The sequence below is a fragment of the Glaciimonas sp. OK215 genome, assembly GCF_057787885.1.
Genome location: NZ_CM173544.1, coordinates 1,550,682 through 1,577,450 on the forward strand (window position 1 = coordinate 1,550,682; position 26,769 = coordinate 1,577,450).

General features: G+C 54.7%; 23 protein-coding genes and 1 tRNA gene. 22 read left to right on the plus strand and 2 right to left on the minus strand.

Features of this window, described 5'->3' with window-relative positions:
• Nucleotides 1–5: 5 nt before the first annotated feature.
• The 14 genes from AC3CHX_RS06920 to AC3CHX_RS06985 all read left to right on the plus strand — a co-directional run bounded on the left by AC3CHX_RS06920 (nt 6) and on the right by AC3CHX_RS06985 (nt 15,183).
• The gene (locus AC3CHX_RS06920) at nt 6–602 is read left to right on the plus strand and encodes an NADH-quinone oxidoreductase subunit C (protein ID WP_488643329.1); all 597 of its coding nucleotides are present in this window, start codon (nt 6–8) and stop codon (nt 600–602) included.
• On the plus strand, nt 602–1,855 hold the full coding sequence (locus AC3CHX_RS06925; RefSeq protein ID WP_488643330.1) for an NADH-quinone oxidoreductase subunit D: 1,254 nt from the start codon (nt 602–604) through the stop codon (nt 1,853–1,855). Before AC3CHX_RS06920 ends, AC3CHX_RS06925 begins: the two co-directional genes overlap by 1 nt.
• A gap of 241 nt (nt 1,856–2,096) precedes the next feature.
• Nucleotides 2,097–2,600 carry an NADH-quinone oxidoreductase subunit NuoE gene (gene nuoE, locus AC3CHX_RS06930; protein ID WP_488644748.1) on the plus strand — a complete coding sequence of 168 codons (504 nt, stop codon included), beginning with the start codon at nt 2,097–2,099 and terminating at the stop codon, nt 2,598–2,600.
• Nucleotides 2,597–3,892: an NADH-quinone oxidoreductase subunit NuoF gene (gene nuoF / locus AC3CHX_RS06935; RefSeq protein WP_488643331.1), complete on the plus strand. Its 1,296-nt coding sequence runs from the start codon at nt 2,597–2,599 to the stop codon at nt 3,890–3,892. The genes nuoE and nuoF overlap by 4 nt, the downstream gene beginning before the upstream one ends.
• A 79-nt stretch (nt 3,893–3,971) precedes the next feature.
• Nucleotides 3,972–6,314, plus strand: coding sequence for an NADH-quinone oxidoreductase subunit NuoG (gene nuoG, locus AC3CHX_RS06940; RefSeq protein ID WP_488643332.1), 2,343 nt, complete (start codon nt 3,972–3,974; stop codon nt 6,312–6,314).
• Nucleotides 6,314–7,381 (plus strand): NADH-quinone oxidoreductase subunit NuoH, encoded by a 1,068-nt coding sequence (nuoH, locus tag AC3CHX_RS06945; RefSeq protein ID WP_488644749.1) that lies wholly within the window; start codon nt 6,314–6,316, stop codon nt 7,379–7,381. The genes nuoG and nuoH overlap by 1 nt, the downstream gene beginning before the upstream one ends.
• A gap of 17 nt (nt 7,382–7,398) precedes the next feature.
• Nucleotides 7,399–7,887, plus strand: a complete 489-nt coding sequence (nuoI, locus tag AC3CHX_RS06950; protein ID WP_488643333.1) for an NADH-quinone oxidoreductase subunit NuoI — start codon at nt 7,399–7,401, stop codon at nt 7,885–7,887.
• An 82-nt stretch (nt 7,888–7,969) separates the two neighbouring features.
• Nucleotides 7,970–8,605 carry an NADH-quinone oxidoreductase subunit J gene (locus tag AC3CHX_RS06955; protein WP_488643334.1) on the plus strand — a complete coding sequence of 212 codons (636 nt, stop codon included), beginning with the start codon at nt 7,970–7,972 and terminating at the stop codon, nt 8,603–8,605.
• A gap of 12 nt (nt 8,606–8,617) precedes the next feature.
• Entirely contained in the window at nt 8,618–8,926 is a 309-nt protein-coding gene (gene nuoK, locus AC3CHX_RS06960) for an NADH-quinone oxidoreductase subunit NuoK (protein WP_488643335.1), read from the plus strand.
• Between the two features lie 113 nt (nt 8,927–9,039).
• Entirely contained in the window at nt 9,040–11,085 is a 2,046-nt protein-coding gene (gene nuoL, locus AC3CHX_RS06965; RefSeq protein ID WP_488643336.1) for an NADH-quinone oxidoreductase subunit L, read from the plus strand.
• Nucleotides 11,086–11,112: 27 nt separating this feature from the next.
• The gene (locus AC3CHX_RS06970; RefSeq protein ID WP_488643337.1) at nt 11,113–12,603 is read left to right on the plus strand and encodes an NADH-quinone oxidoreductase subunit M; all 1,491 of its coding nucleotides are present in this window, start codon (nt 11,113–11,115) and stop codon (nt 12,601–12,603) included.
• Nucleotides 12,604–12,667: 64 nt separating this feature from the next.
• Nucleotides 12,668–14,179: an NADH-quinone oxidoreductase subunit NuoN gene (gene nuoN / locus AC3CHX_RS06975; RefSeq protein ID WP_488643338.1), complete on the plus strand. Its 1,512-nt coding sequence runs from the start codon at nt 12,668–12,670 to the stop codon at nt 14,177–14,179.
• A gap of 4 nt (nt 14,180–14,183) precedes the next feature.
• On the plus strand, nt 14,184–14,492 hold the full coding sequence (locus tag AC3CHX_RS06980) for a DUF2818 family protein (RefSeq protein ID WP_488643339.1): 309 nt from the start codon (nt 14,184–14,186) through the stop codon (nt 14,490–14,492).
• A gap of 112 nt (nt 14,493–14,604) precedes the next feature.
• A complete protein-coding gene (locus AC3CHX_RS06985) occupies nt 14,605–15,183 on the plus strand; it encodes an NUDIX domain-containing protein (RefSeq protein ID WP_488643340.1) in 579 nt (192 codons plus the stop codon).
• 196 nt (nt 15,184–15,379) lie between these two features.
• On the opposite strand, the gene AC3CHX_RS06990 is transcribed toward AC3CHX_RS06985, so the two are convergent.
• The gene (locus AC3CHX_RS06990; protein WP_488643341.1) at nt 15,380–17,062 is read right to left on the minus strand and encodes an electron transfer flavoprotein-ubiquinone oxidoreductase; all 1,683 of its coding nucleotides are present in this window, start codon (nt 17,060–17,062) and stop codon (nt 15,380–15,382) included.
• Between the two features lie 203 nt (nt 17,063–17,265).
• On the opposite strand from AC3CHX_RS06990, the gene AC3CHX_RS06995 reads away from it, so the two are divergent.
• Nucleotides 17,266–17,670 carry an acyl-CoA thioesterase gene (locus tag AC3CHX_RS06995; RefSeq protein ID WP_488643342.1) on the plus strand — a complete coding sequence of 135 codons (405 nt, stop codon included), beginning with the start codon at nt 17,266–17,268 and terminating at the stop codon, nt 17,668–17,670.
• Between the two features lie 42 nt (nt 17,671–17,712).
• Here AC3CHX_RS06995 and AC3CHX_RS07000 read toward each other — a convergent pair whose 3' ends face one another.
• A complete protein-coding gene (locus AC3CHX_RS07000) occupies nt 17,713–18,273 on the minus strand; it encodes a LuxR C-terminal-related transcriptional regulator (RefSeq protein ID WP_488643343.1) in 561 nt (186 codons plus the stop codon).
• Between the two features lie 102 nt (nt 18,274–18,375).
• On the opposite strand from AC3CHX_RS07000, the gene AC3CHX_RS07005 reads away from it, so the two are divergent.
• From AC3CHX_RS07005 to AC3CHX_RS07035, 7 genes are all read left to right on the plus strand, one after another.
• Nucleotides 18,376–19,071 carry a CoA transferase subunit A gene (locus AC3CHX_RS07005; protein ID WP_488643344.1) on the plus strand — a complete coding sequence of 232 codons (696 nt, stop codon included), beginning with the start codon at nt 18,376–18,378 and terminating at the stop codon, nt 19,069–19,071.
• Between the two features lie 72 nt (nt 19,072–19,143).
• Nucleotides 19,144–19,797, plus strand: coding sequence for a 3-oxoacid CoA-transferase subunit B (locus AC3CHX_RS07010; RefSeq protein ID WP_488643345.1), 654 nt, complete (start codon nt 19,144–19,146; stop codon nt 19,795–19,797).
• Nucleotides 19,798–20,038: 241 nt separating this feature from the next.
• A complete protein-coding gene (locus AC3CHX_RS07015; protein ID WP_488643346.1) occupies nt 20,039–20,905 on the plus strand; it encodes an alpha/beta fold hydrolase in 867 nt (288 codons plus the stop codon).
• 141 nt (nt 20,906–21,046) lie between these two features.
• Nucleotides 21,047–21,397 carry a RidA family protein gene (locus AC3CHX_RS07020; RefSeq protein ID WP_488643347.1) on the plus strand — a complete coding sequence of 117 codons (351 nt, stop codon included), beginning with the start codon at nt 21,047–21,049 and terminating at the stop codon, nt 21,395–21,397.
• A 7-nt stretch (nt 21,398–21,404) separates the two neighbouring features.
• The gene (locus AC3CHX_RS07025; RefSeq protein WP_488643348.1) at nt 21,405–23,669 is read left to right on the plus strand and encodes a RelA/SpoT family protein; all 2,265 of its coding nucleotides are present in this window, start codon (nt 21,405–21,407) and stop codon (nt 23,667–23,669) included.
• Nucleotides 23,670–23,780: 111 nt separating this feature from the next.
• A tRNA-Val gene (locus AC3CHX_RS07030) sits at nt 23,781–23,855 on the plus strand.
• Nucleotides 23,856–24,210: 355 nt separating this feature from the next.
• The gene (locus tag AC3CHX_RS07035) at nt 24,211–26,580 is read left to right on the plus strand and encodes a hypothetical protein (RefSeq protein WP_488643349.1); all 2,370 of its coding nucleotides are present in this window, start codon (nt 24,211–24,213) and stop codon (nt 26,578–26,580) included.
• Nucleotides 26,581–26,769 lie beyond the last annotated feature (189 nt).

Below are 26,769 nucleotides of genomic sequence, written 5' to 3' on the forward strand. Positions count from 1 at the left end.
ATAGAATGACGACGAAACTGGAAACCCTTGAAGCCGCTGTGCGCAATGCGCTGGGCGATGATCTTCAAAGTCTGACTGTTGCCTTCGGCGAAGTCACTATCGTAGTCAAGGCGTCGAATTATTTGTCGGCAATGCGCGTGCTGCGCGATCATGTCGATACCCGCTTTGAAGAATTGATTGATTTGTGCGGCGTTGATTATTCGACGTATGGCGACGGTATTTGGGACGGTGCGCGGTTTGCCGCAGTCTCGCATTTGCTGTCGATCGAGCACAACTGGCGTTTGCGCGTGCGTGTATTCGCGCCCGACGACGAGATGCCTTTGCTGGCATCGCTGATGGACATCTGGCCTTCAGCCAACTGGTATGAGCGCGAAGCATTCGACTTCTTCGGTATCCTGTTTGAAGGTCACAACGACTTGCGGCGTATTTTGACCGACTACGGCTTTATCGGTCATCCGTTCCGCAAAGATTTCCCCGTCTCCGGCTATGTCGAGATGCGCTACGATCCTGAGCAAAAACGCGTGATTTATCAACCCGTAACGATAGACCCGCGTGAGATTACGCCACGCGTGATTCGCGAAGAACATTACGGGATCAAATAATGGCAGAAATTAAGAATTACACGCTGAACTTCGGCCCGCAACATCCGGCTGCGCATGGTGTCTTGCGTCTGGTGCTGGAGTTGGATGGTGAAGTGATCCAGCGTGCCGATCCGCATATCGGCTTGCTGCATCGTGCTACCGAAAAGCTGGCTGAGCAAAAAACCTATTTGCAATCCGTTCCCTACATGGATCGTCTCGACTATGTGTCGATGATGTGTAATGAGCATGGGTACGTGATGGCGATCGAGCGTCTGTTGGGCCTCGAAGTTCCTTTGCGCGCACAATACATCCGCGTGATGTTCGACGAGATCACGCGTCTGCTGAATCATCTGATGTGGATAGGCGCGCATGCGCTGGACGTTGGTGCGATGGCAGTGTTGTTGTACGCATTCCGCGAGCGTGAAGATTTGATGGACTGCTACGAAGCTGTTTCCGGCGCGCGCATGCATGCGGCTTATTACCGTCCAGGTGGCGTATACCGCGATCTGCCGGACCAGATGCCGCAGCACAAGGCTTCGATCGTTCGCAACGCGAAAGCCATCAAGGCCTTGAATGAAAACCGCCAGGGTTCGTTGCTGGATTTCATTGAAGATTTCACCGTGCGTTTCCCTAAGTACGTCGACGAATACGAAACACTGCTGACCGATAACCGTATCTGGAAGCAGCGTCTGGTCGGTATTGGCGTGGTCTCGCCGGAACGCGCCAAAGCGATGGGCTTTACCGGCCCGATGTTGCGCGGTTCCGGCGTCGAGTGGGACTTGCGCAAGCAGCAGCCGTACGAAGTGTACGACTTGCTGGATTTCGATATTCCAGTTGGCAAAAGTGGCGATTGCTATGACCGCTATCTGGTGCGTGTTGAAGAAATGCGTCAGTCGAATCGCATCATCAAGCAGTGTGTAGAGTGGTTGCGTAACAACGGAGGTCCGGTGATGACGGACAACCACAAGGTGGCGCCATCGTCGCGGGTCGACATGAAGTCCAACATGGAAGAGCTGATTCATCACTTCAAACTCTTCACGGAAGGTTTCCATGTGCCGCCGGGCGAAGCCTACGCTGCCGTTGAACATCCAAAGGGTGAGTTCGGTGTGTACATCGTCTCGGATGGCGCCAACAAACCATATCGCCTGAAAATCCGCGCGCCTGGTTTCCCGCATCTGCAAGGCTTGAATGAGATGGCCAAAGGGCACATGATTGCCGATGCCGTTACCATCATCGGTTCCCAAGATATTGTGTTTGGTGAGATTGACCGCTAAGAATTTGTTCTTAAGGGCAGCTCTAAAAACCGTAGTCTCAGCTAAAGCTGAGCGGCCTCGGATTGACGATGTTGCAACCCCTGTCCTGTAGAAGGAACGGTGAGCATCGCAAATGCGAGACTGGTTCGTGCAGCAGGTTTATAGAAGTTGCCCAAAGCGAAAGCAAGTTTTCGTGAGTTTGGCGCGCTTCGGCGTGCTTGCCGTGAATTTACCAATAACCAGCGCAGAGCACCGCGTACGAATGGCCAACAACATGTTGTTAAGTCAAGATACATACAAAAAGATCGATCGCGAAGTTGCAAAATTTCCTGCCGACCAAAAACAGTCGGCAGTGATGGGCGCGTTGGCGATTGCACAGGATGAAAAAGGCTGGCTGTCGCCAGAAACCATGCAGGACGTTGCCGACTATCTCGGCATGCCGGCAATCGCGGTGCAGGAAGTCGCGACCTTTTACAACATGTACAACACCAAGCCGGTCGGCAAGCACAAGATCACGATCTGCACTAATTTGCCCTGCCAGTTGTCCGGCGGCGAAAAGGCGGCCGCGCATCTGAAGCACAAGCTAGGCATCGATTATCGTGAAACGACCGCCGATGGTCAGTTTACGCTGGTCGAAGGTGAGTGTATGGGCGCCTGCGGCGATGCACCGGTGCTGCTGGTTAACAACAAGCGCATGTGTAGCTGGATGTCGAACGACAAGATCGACGGCTTGCTGGCGGAATTGAGCGAAGTGAGCCCAAAATGACCAGTCTGCACAATCGTCACATCAATCCGCTGATCCTTGCAGGTCTGGACGGCGACAACTGGCATTACGCAGATTACGTCAAGCGCGGTGGTTATTCCGCGCTGAAGCGCATTCTGAGCGAAGGCATCACACCAGAACAAATCATCGCAGAATTGAAAGCCGGTTCCTTGCGTGGTCGTGGCGGCGCCGGCTTCCCGACCGGATTGAAATGGAGCTTCATGCCGCGTCAATTCCCAGGTCAAAAATATCTGGTCTGCAATACCGACGAAGGCGAGCCCGGCACATTTAAAGATCGCGACATCATTCGCTACAATCCGCATGCGCTGATTGAAGGTATGGCGATCGGTGCGTACGCGATGGGTATCAGCGTCGGCTACAACTACATCCACGGTGAAATCTGGTCCGGTTACGAACGCTTCGAAGAAGCGCTGGAAGAAGCACGCGCTGCGGGTGCGCTGGGCGACAAGATTTTCGGCAGCACTTTCAATTTCCAGTTGCATGCGTTCCATGGTTACGGCGCATACATTTGCGGCGAAGAAACCGCATTGCTGGAATCGCTGGAAGGCAAAAAGGGACAGCCGCGCTTTAAGCCGCCGTTCCCGGCCAGCTTCGGTTTGTACGGCAAGCCAACCACGATCAATAACACCGAGACTTTCGCAGCGGTCCCGTTCCTGTTGAACATGGGCGGCGATGCCTATGCAGGATTAGGTAAGCCTAACAACGGCGGCACCAAGATTTTCTCGATCTCCGGCGATGTTGAATTGCCAGGCAATTATGAAGTGCCACTGGGCACGCCATTTGCCAAGCTGATGGAACTCGCCGGCGGCATGCGCGGCGGTAAGAAGATCAAAGCAGTGATTCCCGGCGGTTCTTCGGCGCCAGTGATACGCGGCGACATCATGATGGATACCGATCTGGATTACGACGCGATTGCCAAAGCCGGGTCGATGCTGGGTTCCGGTGCGGTGATCGTCATGGATGAGACCCGTTGCATGGTCAAGTCGTTGCAGCGTTTGTCGTACTTCTACTTCGAAGAGTCGTGTGGCCAATGTACCCCGTGCCGTGAAGGTACCGGTTGGTTGTATCGCCTGGTACATCGGATCGAAACAGGTCACGGCCGCCCGGAAGATATGGAACTGCTGGATACCGTTGCGGGCAACATCATGGGCCGTACGATTTGTGCGCTTGGTGATGCTGCAGCGATGCCGGTACGCGGCTTCCTGAAGCATTTCCGCGAAGAATTTGAATATCACATCGAGCATAAGCATTGCTTGGTGCCCGCTTACATCTAAGTCTGCGTAGTCATATCTGTTTGTGACGGCGCAACTGAGAACGGTAAGCAAAAATACTTAGGCAAGAAAAGCAAAAGCCATGGTCGAAATCGAAATAGACGGCAAGAAAGTGGAAGTCCAGGAGGGCAGCATGGTAATGGATGCTGCCAACAAGATTGGTACTTATATTCCCCATTTTTGCTATCACAAAAAACTCTCCATCGCGGCCAACTGCCGCATGTGTCTGGTCGAGGTGGAAAAAGCACCGAAGGCCTTGCCTGCCTGCGCCACGCCGGTGAGTGCCGGCATGATCGTGCGCACTGCAAGCGAAAAGGCCGTCACTGCGCAAAAGAGCGTGATGGAATTCCTGTTGATCAACCACCCGCTCGATTGCCCGATCTGCGATCAGGGCGGCGAGTGTCAATTGCAGGATTTGGCGGTCGGTTACGGTAAGTCGTCGTCCCGCTACGAAGAAGAAAAGCGTGTAGTGACGCCGAAGGATGCCGGCCCGTTGATCTCGATGCAGGAAATGAGCCGTTGCATTCAATGCACGCGCTGCGTCCGGTTCGGTCAGGAAATTGCCGGCGTCATGGAATTCGGTATGGTCGGTCGCGGTGAGCATTCCGAGATTACGACTTTTGTCGGCAAGACCGTCAACTCCGAACTGTCCGGCAACATGATCGATTTGTGCCCGGTCGGCGCATTGACTTCCAAGCCATTCCGTTACAGCGCCCGTACCTGGGAATTGTCGCGTCGTAAATCAGTCAGCCCGCATGACGGCCTCGGCGCCAATCTGATCGTTCAGGTCAAGTCCGGCAAAGTAATGCGCGTGCTGCCCCTGGAAAACAACGATGTCAACGAATGCTGGTTGTCCGATAAAGATCGCTTCGCTTACGAAGGTTTGAACAGCGCCGAGCGCTTGACCAAGCCGATGCTGAAGCAAGACGGCAAATGGCAGGAAGTTGAATGGCAAACTGCGCTGGAATACGTGGCGCACGGCTTGCGCAACATCCGTCATGAACATGGCGCCGATGCGATTGCCGCACTGGGCACGCCGTATTCAACGCTGGAAGAGTTGTCGCTGCTGCAAAAAATAGTACGTGGCCTGGGTTCCGAAAACGTCGATTTCCGTACCCGTCAGTCGGACTTCATGCTGGATGGCAAGGTGACGCCTTGGCTCGGCATGTCGATCAATGAATTCGCCGAGCTGGATCGCGCATTCGTGATTGGCTCGTTCCTGCGTAAAGATCATCCGCTGTTGTCCGCACGTCTGCGTCTGGGCGTCAAGCGCGGTGCCAAGTTGAGCATCCTGCACGCGACCGATGACGATTTGTTGATGCCGGTTGCGAACAAGATCATTGCCGCACCGTCGAGCTGGTTGGCTGCGCTGGGTGAAGTTGCAGTCGCTGTTGCGCAGGCCAGGAATGTTGCCGCGCCTGCCGGTTTCGAAAATGTTGTGCCATCGGCCAGCGCCAAGCAAACCGCTGCCAGCCTGTTGTCAGGCGCATCGAAAGCAGTGTTGCTCGGTAACGCCGCCGCACAGCATCCACAAGCGTCGCAACTGCACGCAGCTGCGCAATGGATCGCGCAACAAACCGATGCCAAGTTTGGGTACCTGACCGAAGCGGGGAATACCGTTGGGGGTTATCTGGCACAGGCAATTCCTGCAGCCGGCAAAGGCGCCAATGCGCAGCAAATGTTTGCACAGGCGCGCAAGGCATATGTGTTGCTGAACGCCGAGCCGGAGTTCGACAGCTTCAATCCGCAAGCAGCGCGTGCCGCACTGAATCAGGCTGAAATGGTGGTCGCTTTGTCGGCTTATAAGCACGGCATGGATTATGCCGACGTATTGCTGCCTATCGCCCCATTTACCGAAACCTCCGGTACTTTCGTCAATTGCGAAGGTCGCGCGCAAAGCTTCAATGGCACCGTGCGGCCGTTGGGCGATGCCCGTCCGGCGTGGAAAGTATTGCGCGTATTGGGTAATTTGCTGAGCTTGCCCGGCTTTGATTACGATACTTCGGAAGCGATTCGCGCTGAAGTCCTGGGTACCGACAACGTTGCGGAAGCAAATCTGCAAACCCGCCTGAACAACAGCGCCGATTTGCCCATGCAGGCGGCAGCGCAGGTTGCAGACGGTGCGATCGAGCGGATTGCCGACGTGCCTATCTATTTCACTGACGCGGTAGTCCGTCGTGCCATGTCGTTGCAGGAAACCACGGATGGCCGGGCACCACAAGCATGGCTGTCGGCTGTGCTGGCTGAAAAGCTGGGTGTCGCTAGCGGCGACCGTGTCAACGTCAAACAAGGGCAGGGCGCTGCCTCGTTGCTTGCTGGAATTGATCGCAGCTTGCCTGATAACGTCGTGCGGGTTGCCGCAGCCCATGCATCGACCGTTGCATTGGGTCCGATGTTTGGTTCTATCGTCGTGGAGAAAGCATGATGGATCAATTTATCGCTACCATCAATGCAGCCGGCGCAGACCACCTCGGTGTGGTCTGGCCGTTGATCTGGAACGTCATCAAGATCGTCATCGTGGTCGTGCCGTTGTTGTTGTGCGTGGCCTATTTGACCTACTGGGAACGTAAGCTGATCGGCTGGATGCACATTCGTCTTGGCCCGAATCGCGTGGGTCCTTTGGGCTTGTTGCAACCGATTGCCGATGCATTGAAGTTGCTGCTCAAAGAAGTGACTTTGCCATCGCGTGCGAATAAGTATCTGTTCTTTATCGCACCGATCATGACCATCATGCCAGCGCTGGCGGCATGGGCGGTGATTCCGTTTGGTCCGGAAACCGTATTGGCGAATGTCAACGCCGGCTTGTTGTTCGTGATGGCGATTACCTCGATGGAAGTCTACGGTGTGATCATTGCGGGTTGGGCGTCCAACTCCAAGTATGCGTTCCTCGGCGCGATGCGTGCATCCGCACAGATGGTGTCCTACGAAATCGCGATGGGCTTTGCGCTGGTAATTGTGTTGATGGTATCCGGCAGTTTGAATCTGACCGATATCGTGATGGGACAAAGCAAGGGTTACTTCTACGATAAAGGCCTGGGTTTCCTGTCGTGGAACTGGTTGTCGTTGCTGCCGGTGTTCGTGATCTATTTCGTTTCGGGTATTGCTGAAACCAACCGTCACCCGTTTGACGTGGTCGAAGGCGAATCGGAAATCGTTGCCGGTCACATGATCGAGTACTCGGGCATGTCGTTTGCGATGTTCTTCCTGGCTGAATACGCCAACATGATCCTGATCTCGATGCTGGCGTCATTGTTGTTCCTGGGTGGCTGGGCATCGCCGCTGCAATTCCTGGATTTCATCCCGGGCTGGATCTGGCTGGGTGCGAAGACATTCGTGATGGTGTCGATGTTTATCTGGTTCCGTGCATCTTTCCCACGCTATCGCTATGACCAGATCATGCGTCTGGGCTGGAAAGTATTTATCCCGTTGACGCTCGCTTATCTGGTGATCGTCGCTGCCTGGATTCAAAGTCCGTGGAATATCTGGAAGTAATGGAAGGTTTATAGCAAATGGAAGCGATCAAGGATTTTTTCGGTAGCTTGATGCTGCTGGAGTTGCTCAAGGGAATGCGGCTGACCGGCCGTTATCTGTTCAAGCGCAAAATTACGGTGTTGTTCCCGGAAGAAAAAACGCCGCAGTCGCCGCGTTTTCGCGGTCTGCACGCGTTGCGTCGTTACCCGAACGGCGAAGAGCGCTGCATTGCCTGCAAACTGTGTGAAGCGGTTTGCCCGGCAATGGCGATCACGATCGAATCGGAGCAGCGTGAAGATGGTTCGCGCCGTACGACCCGTTACGACATCGACCTGACCAAGTGTATTTTTTGCGGTTTCTGCGAGGAGTCCTGCCCGGTTGATTCGATCGTTGAAACGCACATTCTGGAATATCACGGCGAAAAGCGCGGTGATCTGTACTACACCAAAGAAATGTTGCTGGCAGTTGGTGATCGTTACGAACCTGAAATCGCTGCGGCACGTGCGGCGGACGCTGCATACCGTTAATCGGTGTTGCTCCTGGCTTTGAGCATGAATTTCAATCTCAAGCCTGAATTTAAAGCTAACTTGGCAGACTCTTTGGTCGATTATGGAATTTAAGACATTCTTGTTCTACGCGTTTTCGGTGGTGCTGGTGATCGCCGCATTACGTGTTATCACAGCACGCAATCCAGTGCATTCAGCTTTGTTTCTGGTGTTGGCGTTCTTCTCCGCAGCCGGTATCTGGATGTTGCTCAAGGCCGAATTTCTGGCAATCGTACTGGTGCTGGTTTACGTCGGTGCGGTAATGGTGCTGTTCCTCTTCGTCGTGATGATGCTGGATATCAATCTGGATAAATTACGAGAAGGATTCTGGGGGCACTTCCCGCTGGCGGCCACCGTTGGCGTGGTTATCGTGCTGGAAATGGCGGCAGTATTGCTGCGTGGTTTCTGGGCGCCAGAGAGTGAAGTGCCGGCGATTTCTGCAAACATTGGCGGCACCAAAGCGCTCGGCTTGCTGATTTATACCGAATATGTGTATGCGTTTGAAATTGCCGCCGTCGTGTTGCTGGTCGCGATTGTGGCCGCGGTCGCATTGACCTTGCGTCGTCGTAAAGACACCAAGTATATGTCGCCGTACGATGCGGTCAAGGTACGCAGTACTGACCGGATCCGTCTGGTCAAGATGAAATCCGAGCCGCGGCCGTTTGAGACGCCATCCGAGTCCGTGCAAGAGCAAAAATAAGAGGAACGCATCATGGCTTTATCACTGTCACACTATTTGATCCTCGGCGCGATCCTCTTTGCGATCGCAGTCGTCGGTATTTTTCTGAATCGCAAGAACATCATTGTGTTGCTGATGGCAATTGAATTGATGTTGTTGTCGGTGAACATCAACTTCATCGCCTTTTCGTATTACCTGGGTGATGCAGCCGGACAGGTTTTTGTGTTCTTCATCATGACTGTTGCGGCGGCCGAAGCGGCGATTGGCCTGGCGATTCTGGTGGTGCTGTTCCGTAATCTCGACACGATTAATGTGGAAGATCTCGATAGCCTGAAAGGTTGATGTCGAGACCGGGTTGGAATCATCAATACAAGAAATAGCAGCGGAAATAACAGCGAAAATAACGACGCGCCCTGCGCGACTAAAGCGAACAACGAATAAAGATAAGGTTCATCATGGCGGGGCAACTTAACCCACAATTACTTCTGGCTGTACCGTTGGCACCCCTGGCCGGTGCGGCGATTGCAGGCTTATTCGGTACGCGATTCTTCGGCAATCTGATAGGACGTAAAACTTCGCACACAGTGACGATACTGGGTGTGTTGATTGCGTTCATCATTTCGATCCAGACTTTGCTGGCGGTGATCGATGGCGCGTCGTATAACGGCACGCTTTACACCTGGATGACAGTTGGCGGGGTCAAGCTGGAAGTCGGTTTCCTGATCGACAGTCTGACGGCGATGATGATGGCCGTAGTGTCCTTTGTTTCGCTGATGGTGCATATCTATACCATCGGCTACATGAAAGATGATGCAGGCTACAACCGCTTCTTCTCTTACATTTCGCTGTTCACGTTCTCGATGCTGATGCTGGTCATGAGCAACAACTTCCTGCAACTGTTCTTCGGCTGGGAAGCCGTGGGTCTGGTGTCGTACCTGCTGATTGGCTTCTGGTACACCAGGCCGACTGCGATTGTCGCCAATATGAAAGCATTCCTGGTCAACCGTGTCGGTGACTTCGGTTTCATCCTTGGTATTGGTTTGCTGCTGGCGTATTCCGGTTCGATGAACTACGCCGAAGTATTCGCGCAAAAGGGCGCACTGGCGCAAATCACCCTGCCGGGTAGCGACTGGATGCTGCTGACCGTTGCCTGTATCTGTTTGTTCATCGGCGCCATGGGGAAGTCGGCCCAGTTTCCGCTGCACGTCTGGCTGCCGGATTCGATGGAAGGCCCAACCCCGATTTCGGCGCTGATTCACGCGGCGACGATGGTGACTGCCGGTATCTTCATGGTGTCGCGCATGTCGCCGTTGTTCGAATTGTCGGACACGGCCCTGTCGTTCATCCTGATTATTGGTTCGATCACTGCGCTGTTCATGGGTTTCCTGGGGATTATCCAGACTGACATCAAACGCGTGGTGGCGTATTCGACGCTGTCGCAGCTCGGTTATATGACGGTCGCGCTGGGCGCATCGGCGTATTCAGTCGCAGTATTTCATTTGATGACGCACGCCTTCTTCAAGGCTTTGCTGTTCCTTGGCGCCGGTTCGGTCATCATCGGCATGCACCATGATCAGGACATGCGCAACATGGGCGGTCTGCGCAAATATATGCCGATTACCTGGATCACTTCGCTGATCGGTTCGCTGGCGTTGATTGGTACACCGTTCTTTTCCGGTTTCTATTCGAAAGACAGCATCATCGAAGCGGTTGAAGCGACGCATCTGTATGGTGCCGGCTTTGCCAAATTCGCCTTGCTGGCGGGCGTTTTCGTGACCGCATTCTATTCTTTCCGCATGTATTTCATGGTGTTCCATGGCGAAGAACGTTTTGGTAAACCGCATCTTCATCATGATGAGCATGAAGAGGAAGAAGAGCCCGATGGCCACGGCCACCACGGCCTGGAACCGGGGCAAAAGCCGCACGAGTCGCCGTGGGTCGTCACCCTGCCTTTGATTCTGCTGGCGATTCCTTCGGCAATTATCGGCTTCTTCACCATTGAACCTTTGCTGTACGGCAGCTTCTTCAAGAACGTGATAATTGTCGGGGAGGCGCATCGCGCAATGGAAGAATTACGGAACGACTTCCATGGCCCTCTGACGATGGTGGTGCATAGCCTGACCTCGGCGCCATTGTGGCTGGCAATTTCAGGTGTGGTAGCCGCGTACTACTGTTATTTGGTCAATCCGCGCGTACCGGCGGCGATCAAACAAAGACTCCATCCGATTTTCGCGTTGCTGGATAACAAGTATTACATGGATAAATTCAACGATCTGGTCTTTGCCGGCGGTGCCCGTCTGATCGGTCGCGGCTTGTGGAACGTTGGTGACCGCAGTCTGATTGATGGCCTGGTTGTGAATGGTAGTGCCAAGGCGGTCAACTGGTTCTCGAAAATTACCCGCCTCTGGCAGTCCGGTTACATCTATCACTACGCGTTTGTGATGATTATTGGTGTGCTGGGTTTCCTGGTTTGGTTCATGCCTTCTCCGTTTGCCAAATAAGTTGGCGAAGTAAAGTAAATAATAACCATGATTCAGTCAACTTTCCCTCTTCTTAGTCTTGCGATCTGGTGTCCGATCGCATTTGGTGTGCTCGTCCTGGCAGTCGGTCGTGACGATAATCCTACTCTGGTCCGCTGGCTGTCGCTGTTCGGCGCACTGGTCAGTTTGGCGGTGACCGTGCCGCTGATGACGAATTTCGATAACAGCTTCCACGGCATGCAGTTCGTCGAGAAAGCAGCCTGGATTGGTCGTTTCAATATCAATTACTTTTTGGGAATTGATGGCCTGTCGCTGTGGTTCGTACCGCTGACCGCCTTTATCACCGTAATAGTGGTCATCTCTGCCTGGGAAGTGATACAGAAGCGAGTTGCCCAATACATGGGTGCATTCCTGATCCTGTCCGGCGTGATGATCGGTGTGTTCTGCGCACTTGACGGCATGTTGTTCTATGTATTTTTCGAAGCAACGCTGGTACCGATGTTCATCATCATCGGGGTATGGGGCGGCGCCAACCGGGTGTATGCGGCGATCAAGTTTTTCCTCTACACTTTTTTCGGCTCGCTGCTGATGCTGATCGCCTTGCTGTATCTGTACTTTGTGTCAGGCGGCAGTTGGGATATTCTGGCCTGGCATCAAGTGCCGTTGTCGATGGCTGCGCAGATCTATATTTTCCTGGCATTCCTGATGGCGTTCGCGGTCAAGGTACCAATGTGGCCGGTACATACCTGGTTGCCGGATGCGCACGTCGAAGCGCCTACCGGCGGTTCGGTGGTGCTGGCGGCGATCATGCTGAAATTGGGCGGTTACGGCTTCCTGCGTTTCTCGCTCCCGATTGCACCTGACGCAAGCCACTATCTGTCCGGCTTCGTGATCACCCTGTCGCTGATCGCAGTGATCTACATCGGCCTGGTGGCGCTGGTACAAAACGACATGAAGAAACTGGTAGCGTATTCGTCGATCGCCCACATGGGTTTCGCGACGCTCGGTTTCTTCCTGTTTAACGACATGGCTGTGCAGGGCGGTATCGCGCAAATGATTTCACACGGCTTCGTCTCCGGCGCAATGTTCCTGTGTATCGGTGTGATGTACGACCGCCTGCATACGCGTGAGATCGTGCAGTACGGCGGCCTGGTGAATGTGATGCCGCGTTTTGCCGCATTGTTCGTGCTGTTTTCGCTGGCCAATAGCGGCCTGCCTGGCACCTCCGGCTTTGTCGGCGAATTCATGGTGATTCTGGGTGCGGTCAAGTCGAATTTCTGGATCGGTCTGCTGGCAGCGACTGCATTGATTTTGGGTGCTGCGTATTCGTTGTGGTTGGTGAAACGCGTGATATTTGGTGTCATTACCAATCCGCATGTGGAAGAAATGACCGACCTCAACAAGCGTGAATTCTTCATGCTGGGCTTGTTGGCGATTGCCGTGATAGCGATGGGCTTGTATCCGGCGCCATTTGCCGATGCGATGCAAGTATCGGTGGCCGACCTGTTGAAACATGTCGCCATCACCAAATTGAACTGAATACGTCCACGTCCGTAGTAGAAAAGCGGTTAGCACCAGTGAACAAAAAATAAGCGGCAAATAAATGAATAACATAAACCTGATCCCTGTTTATCCGGAAATCTTTCTGCTGATTGCGACCTCCGCAATCCTGCTGATCGATATGTTTGTCTCGGATGCGAAACGTCACGTCACTTATTATTTGACGTTGCTGGTGTTGGTGGTCTGCTTTGGGCTGACGCTGGGCGCGTTCAACGCAGGTGAGACGGTTTACACCTTCCACAATATGTTTGTGGGCGATCCATTGGCGCATCTGCTGAAGCTCTGTTCATATGTCGCAGTGTTTGCCACGGTGGTGTATTCGCGTCAGTATGTCAGCGAGCGCGAGATGGTGAACAATCATCTGGGCGGTGAGTTTTACGCGCTGGCGCTATTCGCGCTACTGGGCCAGATGGTCATGATTTCCGGCAACAACTTCCTTATCATTTACCTTGGTCTGGAACTGATGTCGTTGTCGCTGTATGGGCTGGTGGCGCTGCGCCGTGAAAATGCCGGCGCGACTGAAGCGGCAATGAAATATTTTGTGCTGGGCGCGATGGCATCTGGTTTCCTGTTGTACGGTATGTCGATGTTGTATGGTGCCACCGGTTCGCTCGATCTGATCGAGATTACCCGGGCGATTGCCATGGGCGGTACCGAGACGCAGCACAATACGCTGGTGTTTGGCGTGGTGTTCCTGGTTGCCGGCCTGGCCTTTAAGTTGGGCGCGGTGCCGTTCCATATGTGGGTGCCGGATGTCTATCAAGGCGCGCCGACTGCTGTCACCTTGCTGTTGGGCGGGGCGCCGAAACTGGCGGCGTTCGCGATCTGTTTCCGTCTGTTGGTCGAAGGCGTGCTGTTGCTGGCGATTGACTGGCAGCAAATGCTAATGGTGCTGGCAGTACTGTCGATGGCGATTGGCAACATTACTGCGATTGCGCAGACCAATATCAAGCGGATGCTGGCTTACTCGACTATTTCGCATATGGGCTTCATGCTGCTCGGCCTTTTGTCGGGCGTGGTCGGCGGCAATATGTACTCGGCCACCGCTGCTTACAGCGCAGCACTGTTTTACGCGATCACCTATGTCCTGACGACACTTGGCACCTTTGGCGTGATCATGTTGCTGGCACGTTCAGGATTCGAGGCTGAAAATATTGATGACTTCAAGGGTTTGAACCAACGTAGTCCATGGTTTGCCGGCATCATGCTGTTGTTAATGTTGTCGCTGGCGGGTGTTCCCCCATTGCTGGGCTTCTTCGGTAAATTGTCGGTCCTGCGCGCGGTACTGGGTACCGGCCAGATCTGGCTGGCCGTCGTGGCGGTGCTGTTCTCGCTGATCGGTGCGTACTACTATTTGCGCGTGATCAAAGTCATGTATTTTGATGATGCGCATGACGACGCGAAGATCGTCGCACATGGCGATGTCCGTGTGCTCCTGAGTTTGAATGGCGTCGCGGTGTTGGTCTTGGGGCTATGGCCTGGAATATTGATGAATGCAAGTCAGACTGCGATCGTGCGTTCCCTGGCCAGTTTTGTCGGCCATCTGACGTCGTGACAGCGTGAATGTCTCGCTTTCCAGTTGGGTCGTCATTCTGTTGGCGCTGCTGGCCGCCAACCTGCCGTTCATCAATGAACGCTTGTTCGCACTGATCCCGCTCAAGTCGGCCGCAGTCAAGCCTGGCTGGCTACGCCTGATCGAGTTGTTCGTGTGGTATGCGGTGGTCGGAGGGATTGCCTATTGGCTGGAGTCTCGCATCGGCAATGCCTTTTCACAGGGCTGGCAGCTTTATGCGGTCACCGGTTGTCTGTTCCTGGTGTTTGCCTATCCTGGTTTTGTACATCGTTATTTGCGTAAGAAGCATGGCTGAATCTGAAGTCAATTGAGGCAAGCTGACTTCGAAGCTACCTGCGTTGCGCATCTCGCGCTTTGTTCTGACTTCTCAATTCCTGTCCCTTATCTTGTCGTGTCGGAGTGTTCGCATGGATCAACACCTGAAAGAAACCCGAATTGATAGCGCATTGGCCTACGATGGCGATTTTCTTAAGGTACAACGTGACGCCGTAGCGCTGCCTGATGGCAAGCCAGCCACCCGTGAGTACATTAAACATCCGGGCGCGGTCGTCGTGTTGCCACTGTTTGAGGATGGGACCGTCCTGCTTGAGCGGCAGTTTCGTTATCCGCTGGATCGGGTTTTTATTGAATTTCCGGCCGGCAAGATCGATCCAAATGAAGATCATCTGCTCTGTGCCAGACGTGAACTGCAGGAAGAAACCGGATATACCGCTACCGATTGGCACTACGTTTGCACCATCCATAACGCGATCGCCTACTCCGATGAGCATCTGGAAATCTTCCTGGCACGTGGCTTGACCGCTGGCGAACGCCGTCTCGATGACGGTGAGTTTCTGGATGTGTTCAAGGCGCCGGTGGCCGAGGTATTGCAGTGGGTCAGGGAAGGCAAGATTACCGACGTTAAAACGGTGATAGGCGCGTTCTGGCTGGAAAAGATCGTTGCGGGGCAGTGGCAAGCTGTAGCCTTAAATTCAACGCCTCCCTAGCCTCTTGGGAATGTGCTCATAAAACAAAAAAGCGCCAGAGTCGGCGCTTTTTTTGTTACGACTTACGGAAACAATGTTGCGCAGGGGGAGCGCGTAGCTCTGGCAGGATGCATACCCATTTGCAAGAGAATACGCGGCAGACGGCATGCCATCTGCGCCACACTAGTTCTGCCTTAGCTCATCCTGTGCCTGCTTCTTACATATTGGCGTAATTCGGTCCGCCGCCACCTTCCGGTGTCACCCAGACGATATTCTGTGTCGGGTCCTTGATGTCGCAGGTTTTGCAATGCACGCAATTCTGTGCATTGATTTGCAGCCGTTCGGTGTTGTCCGGATTGGTGACGAACTCATAGACCCCGGCGGGGCAGTAGCGCGCTTCCGGCCCTGCATACTGTGCCAGATTGATAGTCACCGGTATGGTCGGGTCTTTCAGGGTCAGATGAACCGGTTGTTCTTCTGCGTGATTGGTATTCGAAATGAATACCGATGACAGGCGGTCGAAGGTCAGCTTGCCATCGGGCTTGGGGTATTTGATCGGCGTGTAATTCGCCGCCGGTTTCAGGCATTCATGGTCGGCGTGGGTGTGATGCAAGGTCCACGGCGCTTTGCCGCCGAATACCACCTGGTCGATACCGACCATCAGCGTGCCGAGATACAAGCCTTTGCTCATCCACGGTTTGAAATTGCGTGCCTTGTGCAATTCTTCATGTAGCCATGACTTTTCGAACGCGCTGGCGTAAGCGCTCAGTTCATCGTGCTGGCGCGCGCTGGCCAGTGCGTCGAAGGCAGCGTCGGCGGCCAGCATGCCGGTCTTGATCGCTGCGTGGCTGCCCTTGATGCGGCTGGCGTTCAGGAAGCCGGCATCGCAGCCTATCAGCGCGCCGCCATTGAAAGTCAACTTCGGCAGCGATTGCAGGCCGCCCGCGGTGATTGCGCGCGCGCCGTACGAAATGCGTTTGCCGCCGACGAAAAATTTGCTGATTTCGGGATGGGTTTTGTAACGCTGGAATTCTTCGTAGGGGGACAGATACGGATTCTCATAGGACAGGCCAACCACATAGCCGACCGCAACCTGATTGTTTTCCAGGTGATACAGGAAGGAGCCGCCATAGGTTTTGCTGTCGAGCGGCCAGCCCGCGGTATGGACCACCAGGCCCGGCTGATGCAATTTCGGATCGATTTCCCAGAGTTCCTTGATGCCGAGACCGTAGGTTTGCGGATCCTTGCCCTTGTTCAGGTCGTACTTGGCAATAATTTGCTTGCCCAGATGGCCGCGCGCACCTTCGGCAAACAGCGTGTATTTGGCGTGCAGTTCCATACCCAGCTGGAACGCCTCGGTCGGTTTGCCATCGCGGCCGACGCCCATATTCCCGGTCGCGACACCCTTGACCGAACCATCGTCGTTGTAGAGCACTTCGGCGGCAGGGAAGCCGGGGAAAATATCCACGCCCAAGATCTCGGCCTGCTGGCCCAGCCAGCGTACGACGTTGGCCAGCGAAATGACGTAATTGCCGTGATTCTGGAAGCAGGCGGGCAACATCCAGTTGGGTGTCTTGTAGGCTTTGGTTGCCGTCAAAAACAGGAAGCGGTCTTCACTGACTTCCGTGTTGAGTGGCGCGCCCAGTTCTTTCCAGTTGGGAAATAATTCGGTCAGCGCTTGTGGGTCCATGACTGCGCCGGACAGGATGTGGGCACCGATTTCGCTGCCTTTTTCGAGTACGCAGACCGAAACCTCCTTACCCTTTTCAGACGCCAGCTGCTTCAGGCGAATCGCAGCGGCCAATCCGGCCGGGCCGCCTCCGACCACTACCACGTCATATTCCATGGCCTCGCGTGGACCATATTGCTCAAGGATGCTCTGCGTCTGGATTTCGGTCATTGTCTCTTTACCTATATTTAATTTTCGAACGTTTGTGCTAATTGTCCGGGATTTTACGGCAGAATGCTAGGTTTTGACTTGCGCCGGCAGCACGCTCAGTGGGTTCGTGTGCCGAATGTTGCGTTCCAACATCAGTCGCCAGGGTTGCGCTGTATGGCCGCAATTACGCGTTGAAGAGCAAATTTATTTTGGGAAAAGAAGTCATGGAAAGTAAAAAATTGGTTCACCGTAGTCGCATCGCTATTCGCTGGAGCGACATGGACGCACTCGGTCACGTGAATAATACGGTGTATTTCAGATATTTTGAGCAGGCACGGATCGAATGGATGGAAAAAATGGGCAATGCAATTGACCGCGCCCAGGGTCCGGTTCTGGTGAATGCGCAATGCAGTTTTTTGCGTCAGCTGAAATATCCTGGCGATGTCGAGGTGTATTGTTACATCGGCGCAGTTGGCCGTTCCAGCTTCGAGACAATGTATGAAATTCGTCGCGTCGACGTTCCTGACGTGATTTTTGCCGAGGGCGCGGCAAAGCTGGTGTGGATTGATTTCAAGCAGGAAAAATCGGTGCCGTTACCAGCGGAGATTCGCCAAATGTTAGCGGATTGAATTCGCCTCGAAAGTAGCTTCAACCGTACGGCATGACTGTGCTTAGCTGACCACCCCAAGCAGTCTGTGAACCAATTCGCTGGAAGTCGCCGCAGCAAATTTTTTCATCAGATTGGCGCGATGCATTTCTACCGTGCGCGGACTCAAACCGATTTGCTTGCCGATCAACTTGCTGGTTTTTCCTTCCACCAGCAACGCGGCAATCTCCCGTTCGCGCGGCGATAATTCTGCCGATACCTTGCGCTTCCCACTCAGGTCTTCAAAGGTCCAGATCCCGGCGGCATGCGTGTCGCTCGGAACCAGCGCATGACCAATAACGTGGCACCAGAACAGCTCGCCATTGGCTCGGCGCATGATGCGTTCATCTGAATAGGCGCCTTTGGCATTCATGATCGGAACGATCCGCGCGCCGGTTCGTTCGAACTCATCCGGCGTTGGGTAGAGCACCTGAAACGACTGGCCATCCAATTCACCGGGTTGATAGCCGAACATGCGGGTCAATGCCTGGTTGCAGACCTGCATGATGCGATGTCTGGAGATGCACATGCCGACCGGGGCATGTTCGAAAATGACTTGATAATCAATCAATGGTGAATCGTTCATTCGGTATTTTTACTGTATTGTCGGATCATCGACTTCATCATATGCTATCAGACACATTTAGCGGCAATAATAGTCTGGGTTTACATAAAAGGAGATAGCGGTATGAACAAAGTTTATCCTGACGCGGTCAGCGCGTTAGCTGGTGTCGTGAAGGACGGCCAGACCATCGCCGTCGGCGGTTTTGGCCTGTGCGGGATTCCCGAGGCACTGATCGCGGCGTTGCGTGACTCCGGCGTACAAAATCTGACCGCGATTTCGAATAATGCGGGTGTCGATGGTTTCGGCCTCGGCCAATTGCTGACGACCCGCCAAATCAAAAAAATGATTGCCTCCTACGTTGGCGAAAACAAGGAATTCGAACGGCAGTTTCTCGCTGGTGAACTGGAGCTCGAATTCACGCCCCAAGGTACGCTGGCAGAAAAACTCCGTGCCGGCGGCGCCGGCATTCCGGCGTTCTTTACCAAGACCGGCGTCGGTACCCTGGTTGCAGAAGGCAAGGAAATACGCGAGTTCGACGGTGCCCAATACGTCATGGAGCGTTCGCTGGTGGCAGATGTCTCTTTGGTCAAGGCCTATAAGGCGGATCGCAGCGGCAATCTGGTTTATAACAAAACCGCGCGCAACTTTAATCCGAACGTTGCCATGGCCGGCAAAATCACCGTGGTCGAGGTCGAGCATCTGGTTGAAATCGGTGAGATCGATCCGGACGAGGTGCATACCCCGGGGATTTTTGTGCATCGCATCGTGGTCAATGCGACACCGGAAAAACGTATAGAACAACGCACAGTGAGTGCATAAGTCTCGGGGTCTGGTCCTAAGTGCATCAATTGCATGAAATATGTGTAAGAAAAACAGTAACGGAGAATCGACATGGCTTGGAATCGTGATGAAATGGCCGCGCGTGCGGCGCAGGAATTGCAGGATGGTTTTTACGTCAATCTCGGTATCGGCTTGCCGACCATGGTGGCGAATCATGTGCCGAAGGATATCGAAGTCTGGCTGCAGTCGGAAAATGGCTTGCTCGGGATCGGTCCTTTTCCGACCAGCGACAAGGTCGATCCGGACTTGATCAATGCGGGCAAACAAACTGTGACGTCGCTGCCGGGATCGTCTTTCTTCAGCTCGGCTGATTCGTTTGCCATGATCCGTGGCGGCAAAATCAATCTTGCCGTGTTGGGTGCCATGCAGGTATCGAAAACCGGCGACCTCGCCAATTGGATGATCCCGGGGAAAATGGTCAAGGGCATGGGCGGTGCCATGGATCTGGTGGCCGGTGTCAAGCGCGTGGTGGTGTTGATGGAACACGTCGCCAAGGCCAAGGATGGTTCGACCTCGCACAAAATCCTCGAAGCCTGTGATTTGCCATTGACCGGCGTTGGGGTTGTCGATCGCATCATCACCGATCTGGGCGTGCTGGATGTGACGCCGCAGGGCTTGAAAGTGGTTGAGCTGGCAACCGGTGTGAGCAGGGAAGAACTGATAGCGAAGACTGGTACGGCGCTGGATTTCAGTAGCCTGGATTGAGGTCTGTTTCAAATGGAAAAAGCGCCGATGCATTTTGTCGGCGTTTTTTTATGCCGTTCCACCTGGTGCATAACTGGCACGGTAGTGGATTAAAGGTAGGAAGAATTCGCGCGCAATCAGCCGTTTTGCCGATTTTTTTGTCGGCAGCCTGTATTCGTATTGTCTTTTAGAGCAAGTTTTTAAGTGCAAGCGACGGTAGAATAGCGGTGTTATCACTCGTATTCCCAACCGGATGCCGCTCATGACTACAGCTTTGCACAAGACCGTTCAATGTATTTCCCCTACCGGATTGCACTCAATGGCATATCAGGAGTGGGGCGACCCGCATAATCCCAACGTGTTGCTGTGCCTGCATGGCGTGACCCGGGTTTCTGACGATTTTGATCAACTGGCGCGCGCCTTGTGCGATACCTATCGGGTGGTGTGCCCGGACGTGGTCGGTCGTGGCCGTTCCGGTCGCCTGCGCGATCCGCAATATTATGTTGTGCCGCAATACGTCAGCGATATGGTGACGCTACTGGCCAGACTGAATGCCGAGACGGTTGATTTGGTAGGCACATCGATGGGTGGTTTGATCGGCATCGGGCTGGCGTCCTTGCAGGATAATCCGATCCGCAAACTGGTACTCAATGATGTCGGACCGAATCTGAACCCGGAGGCCCTCAGTCGTATCGGCGAGTATATCGGCGCCGATATGCGTTTCCCCACCTTTGAGGAAGCGGTGGCTTACATTAAATCCATTTCACTTCCGTTCGGTGAACATACCGATGTCGAATGGCGCAAACTGGCTGCCGATGTGCTATGCCAAAATGAAAATGGAGAATGGGTACGCCATTACGATTTGGGATTGGCAGTGCCATTTAAAATGCCGAGCAGCGACGTTTTCAAGAAAGCTGAAACGATGTTGTGGGCGGCGTATGATGCAATTACCTGCCCGACACTCTTGATTCGCGGTGCCGAGTCCGATCTGCTATCGCATGAAGTCGCATTGTTGATGACACAGCGTGGCCCCAAGGCAAAGCTGGTTGAACTGGCCGGCGTCGGACATGCGCCAACTCTTCTGCATACTGATCAGATCGAAATCGTCAGTCATTTTTTGCTTGGATGAATAAGGGAAAGTGACGGGACGGCCCGAACGTAAGCCGGATGAACCAAGCGTCACCAATAGCCCAAAGCAGCAGTTCAGAATCAGTTACCCGATTAAATCGGCTTGATCCACAGATGAAATTTTTAGAGACAGGGAAATATTATGAGCGTTACACGTTTGCATGTGGGAAAAAGACTGTCAGAAGTTGCTATTCATAACGGCACCATCTATCTGGCAGGTCAGTTGGCCGAAGACGTTAGTCAGAATATTGAAGCACAGACACGCGAAACGCTGAGTCACGTTGACCGCCTGCTGGCCGAGGCTGGCAGCGACAAAGAGCACATCCTGTCTTGCCAAATCTACCTGGCCGACATCAAGGATTTCGCCGGCATGAACGTGGCGTGGGACGAGTGGGTCGCAGCCGGCAATGCACCGCCGCGTGCGACCGTTGAAGCCAAGCTGGCACGACCGGAAATTTTGGTCGAAATCGTTATCGTTGCTGCACAGAAGTAAATAGCCGATGGTCGCCATTGCCTCAACACAAAATGCCGCCCAGGTGCAGCTTTGCGCTGGCTTGAGTGCGGACGATAGCGCACGCGTACTTGACGCGTTGGCGTTCGTCGAACCTTTGTATGCGGGCAAGACGATCACCACCGGCCAGACCGCACTGGAATTTTCGCAAGGTGTGGCCAGCGTGTTAGCGCTGCTGAATACCGACGTCGAAACGCGTGTTGCCGGTCTTTTGTTTGAGCTGCCCTTGATCGACCCCGGCAATTCGGTCGTGATCGAGCAGCGTTTTGGCAAAGAGATTGGCGACCTGGTGGCCGGCATACGGCAGCTAATGCGTCTGCACGGTTTCACCTTTGCACTGCCACAAGAAGTCATGCGCGGTAAAAATGCCGCACAACAGGCTGCCACGCAAGTGGAAACTCTGCGCAAAATGCTGCTGGCGATGGCGAGCGACATGCGCGTGGTATTGGTGCGACTGGCATCGCGGCTCACCGCTTTACGTTATTTTTCCGAGCACAGGCTGGAGAATGAGCGTACCAGCCAATATGCCCGTGAGACCCTCGATTTGTATGCGCCGCTAGCCAATCGACTCGGTATCTGGCAGCTCAAGTGGGAGCTCGAAGACCTTTCGTTCCGCTTCATTGATCCGGCGACGTACAAGCGGATCGCAAAGATGCTGGAGGAGCGTCGAATCGAGCGCGAAGGCTTCGTTGAGGGCGCCATTACCCGCTTGCGCAGTGAGCTGGCGGCAGCCGGTATCAAGGCCGAAGTATCCGGGCGGCCCAAGCATATCTATAGCATCTGGCACAAAATGCGCGGCAAGGAACTCGACTTTTCCGAGCTCTACGACGTCCGTGCATTTCGTGTGATTGTTGAAGATGTCAAGACTTGCTACACGGTGTTGGGCATCGTGCACAACATCTGGGTACCGATTCCGAAAGAGTTCGACGACTACATTTCACGACCCAAGCAAAACGGTTATCAGTCGCTGCATACCGTTGTGCTGGCAGAGGACGAGCGGGCGCTGGAAGTCCAGATCCGCACCAACGAAATGCATCATTTTGCCGAATATGGCGTCGCCGCACACTGGCGCTACAAGGAAACCGGCGGCTCGAATTTTTCCGCGCAAAAATATGACGAAAAAATTGCATGGCTACGGCAATTGCTGGCCTGGAAAAGTGAAGTGGTCGATGTCGTTGTCGAGCACGAAGATAGCCGTCGCGAATGGCTGGAGAAATTAAAATCCGCAACGCTGGATGACCATATTTATGTGCTGACACCGCAAGCACGCGTGATCGAACTGCCGAATGGTGCGACGCCCATCGACTTCGCCTATCACCTGCATACCGATGTCGGCCATCGCTGTCGCGGCGCGCGCGTTGATGGCGTGATGGTGCCGTTGAACACCCCGCTCAAAAACGGTCAGACGGTCGAAGTCATTACGGCTAAAAGCGCTCCCGGTACAGCCGGACCGTCGCGCGACTGGCTGACTCCCGGTTATGCCGCGAGCCCGCGCACGCGTTCCAAGGTACGGGCCTGGTTCAACGCGATCGAACAGCAAGAGACCTTATCCACCGGCCGCACTTTGCTGGATAAGGCATTGCAACGCGAAGGAAAAACAGCAGTCAATCTGGAAGAGCTGGCGCGTAAGCTGGGTTTTGCCAAACTCGAAGAATTGTTGCTGGCGCTGGGCAAGGATGAATTCAGTTTGCGCCATGTAGAGCAGGGGCTGCACGATGCAGAGGTACCAAAGGGTCCGGCGCTCGATAACCAGCAGGAAGAAGCGGCCATTACCCACAAGAGCCGCGCATCCAGCGTAGCGCATGGTGCCAAGAGTGGCGTGCTGGTGGTTGGCACCGACGGGTTGATGACGCAACTGGCGAAATGTTGCAAGCCCGCGCCCCCGGATGCGATTGTCGGCTTTGTCACGCGTGGCAAAGGGGTCTCGATTCATCGGGAAAACTGCAAGAATTTTGCTGAAATGCGGGCCAAGGCGCCGGAACGGATTATCCAGACCACTTGGGGCGCATCGACAGTTGAAACCGTGTATCCGGTCGATATTTTTGTCCTGGCGAGTGATCGTCAGGGCCTGTTACGCGATATTTCGGAAATTTTCTTGCGTGAAAAAATCAATGTCATTGGCGTCAGCACCCAAAGTGCCAAAGCACATGCCCGCATGGCTTTCACCGCCGAAATCGCCTCCACTGCGCAATTGCAGAAGGCATTGACGGTGATTCGCGAAGTGAAAGGCGTGCTGGAAGCCAAACGCCAGTGACGCGTTGTACTTTTGTATGCGTAGATGCTTGTCGTGATCAGAAAAATTGTGCGATAATTCGGTCCTCTTCCGGTGCGCGATTCAACAGCGCCGAAACACGGATTGCCAAATGGAAGGTTAGCTCAGGGGTAGAGCACCGCACTCACACTGCGGGGGTCGCAAGTTCGAAACTTGCACTTTCCACCAGAATTTAGTCATGAAATCGATGGCTTACGATAAAAGAGACCGACTTTAACCAGTCGGTTTTTCGTTTGTGGGCTTCTTGTGGACTTTTCCGGCAAACGTTCCAGTACATCAAAAGCGTGGTTACTGCACGCACTTCCCCTGCGGCAACGTTCATTTTCATTACACATTGCGACAGCGATGAGCCTATGTTACGGCCGTTATGTTTTTGCACTCGCGGATGGTTTTTCCTACCCTGGTTTTCTCGTCTGATGGCGGGTCGTCCAGCAGTGCCTTAGCGTGCTGGCAGGGACCGTCATCGCCTTCTCTCGGTTGTATCTGAATTGAAACAGTTTGGTACCGAGCGCGGATCGTTCTGTTGAAAGAAAACAAATTTTCCAATGAAATCAATACTTTAAGGAATTGGCGCAGCTCTTGCTTAACAAGTAACGATAATGCTCGGGGGGCGCCAACCGTGAAAATTTACGTCAGTGGCCTGTACTGCGGCCCGAACCGTTCCGCCGGAGTCGGCGTGGCACGGTCCCTGCGGCTTGCCTATCCCGATGCCACCCTCATTTGCGTCGAGTACTCGAATCGCAGCAATGGGATCCGCTCACCCGATTTTGACGATGTCTGGATTCAGCAGCCGTGGGGCAGGCTTGATCTGGACGCCTACGCGGCCAGTATCCGCGATCGCCTTGAGCCGGAAGCATCGTACTGGATCTCGTGCCTGGACCTGGAGATCCTCTGGATGGCGCAAGTCCTGGGTCCGCATCCGAGGCTGCTTACCCCGTCCCTGGAGGCCCTTGATCAGATCGCCAAGCCCGCCGTCCAGGCCCACCACGGGCTTCCGGTCGGGATACCGCCTTTCATTTCCACGACCGAGCAGGACTGGACGCTTAACTCCTTCTGCCGCAGGCACGGATGGAAGATTTGGCTCAAGGGACCTTATTACGACGCGGTTCAGGTGAACTGGTGGCCGTCTTTTTTGTCGTTGCGCGCGGCCTTCCAATCCACCTGGAACACCGAAAATCTGTTTTTGCAGGCCCACGTGCGTGGACTCGAGGAGTCGGTGAGCTTTAGTGCCTACCAGGGCCGCCTGCTGGATGCCGTGCATATGGTCAAGCGCGATATCACCCCAGAGGGCAAGACCTGGGGTGGACATGTCGACGATCCCGCCCCGGAGTTTCTGAATCCCCTCAGGGACATCGTGAGCGCGCTGAACTGGACCGGAGGCGCGGAGCTGAAGATGATCCGTAACCCCGCAGGGGAGCTCTGGCTGATGGAGATGAATCCGCTGTTTCCCGCCTGGATCCACGGGGCGACAATCGCCGGACGGAATCTGGCGGGCCGCCTGGTCGAAGCAGCCAGCGGCATCGCCATGTGCAAGGCCGGGCGGCAATCAAGCGAGTTCGCGCGAATTGTGCCCGAAATGCCGGTACCGACCAGTTATCCGATACCAGCCCTTCAGAAGCCGTTGAACGGCAGCCAACATCATTCAGGGAAATATCCGTCGGGGGAGCCGATGCTGACGCATCGGCTCCATGCGCTGCGGAGCCGCTCTGCGGCCCCGGGCGCGCCGGAGCCGGATCAACTGCCGCTCACCGTTCCCGCGAGTTTCATCGAAGACATCCTGGCTGCCGATCTGGATAACGTCCAGACGCCGTTCCGGGTTCTTTTGCCGAGTACCGCCGCGCGAAGTTTCAGCCAGCTTGCCGCAGCCGTACGTAGCGCTTCATCCGCCGCCTGTGCAGTGAGGGCAGCCTACAGTATCAAGGCCTACCCGGATGAGCGCCTCATCGGGCTTGCCCGCGACGCGGGTTTTCTGGCCGAAGCGATCAGCGAGCTCGAAGTGGGCAAGGCGCTCGAGTCGGGCTTTCTCCCTGAGCAGATTATTTTCAACGGCCCGGGGAAGGGGCGGCCAAATCCGATCGGGGCGCATCCGGTCCACGCGATTTTCTGCGATTCGCTTGATGAGCTGTGCCGGGTTGTGCAGCGAGCCGCAAGCGGCGAGCATCTCGCGGAGTTCGTCGGCGTCAGGCTGCGCGGGCCGCAGCTCATCTCCCGTTTCGGCATCCCGATCGTTTCACGTGAGATTTTCAACGAAATGATTGAACTCCTGTGGGCGCTTCCGCGGACCTGCCGGCTTGGCTGCCATTTTCACATCGCGGGCAGCAATGTCGGGATCGGGCAATGGTGGCGGCTCTACGATTCTTCGTTGCGTTGTGCGCAGGCAATCGAATCCTGCACGGGCCGGGCAGTGGAGTGCGTGGACATCGGCGGCGGCTGGTTCCCCGACGACTTCGACAACGAGCTCGTCCCGAAACTGGGCGACGCCGTCCAACAAGCGCGCGCGGCGCTTCCGAACCTCCGCACATTCGTACTGGAGCCAGGCAGGGCCATGGTCCAGCACTCGATGGCCGTCGCGATGCGGGTGCTCGAAGTCCGGAGATATCGGGGATTTCCCCAAGACATCGTCGTCGATGGATCGATCGCCGAGCTGCCGTCCGCCTGGCAGTTCCCCCATCGTATCCTGCACAGAGACTACAAGACAGGCGCATGGCAGCAGATGGCACGCGGCCAGGCCAGGATTCTGGGCAGACTCTGCATGGAGGACGATATCGTCGCGCCCAATGTCCAGCTGGGTACGGACATTACAGAAGGGGAGTTGCTCGCGATCTGCGACGCGGGTGCCTATGAAAGTAGCATGGCCTACACTTTTGGACGAGGTAAAACCAATGGACGCTAAGCTGCCGCCGGCCGACGAGGTCACGATCGGTTACTGGCACTCGTATCCGGCCTCTTACATTTCGCACCATGGGCAGGATTGCCGGCGCTAAGCGCACCGTTCTGTCTGCCCTCCTCGATATTCCTTCTGGCACTGCGGCGTTCCGCCCTGCGCTAAACAGCCCCTGATCGCGTCGTTGGTGACCGAACC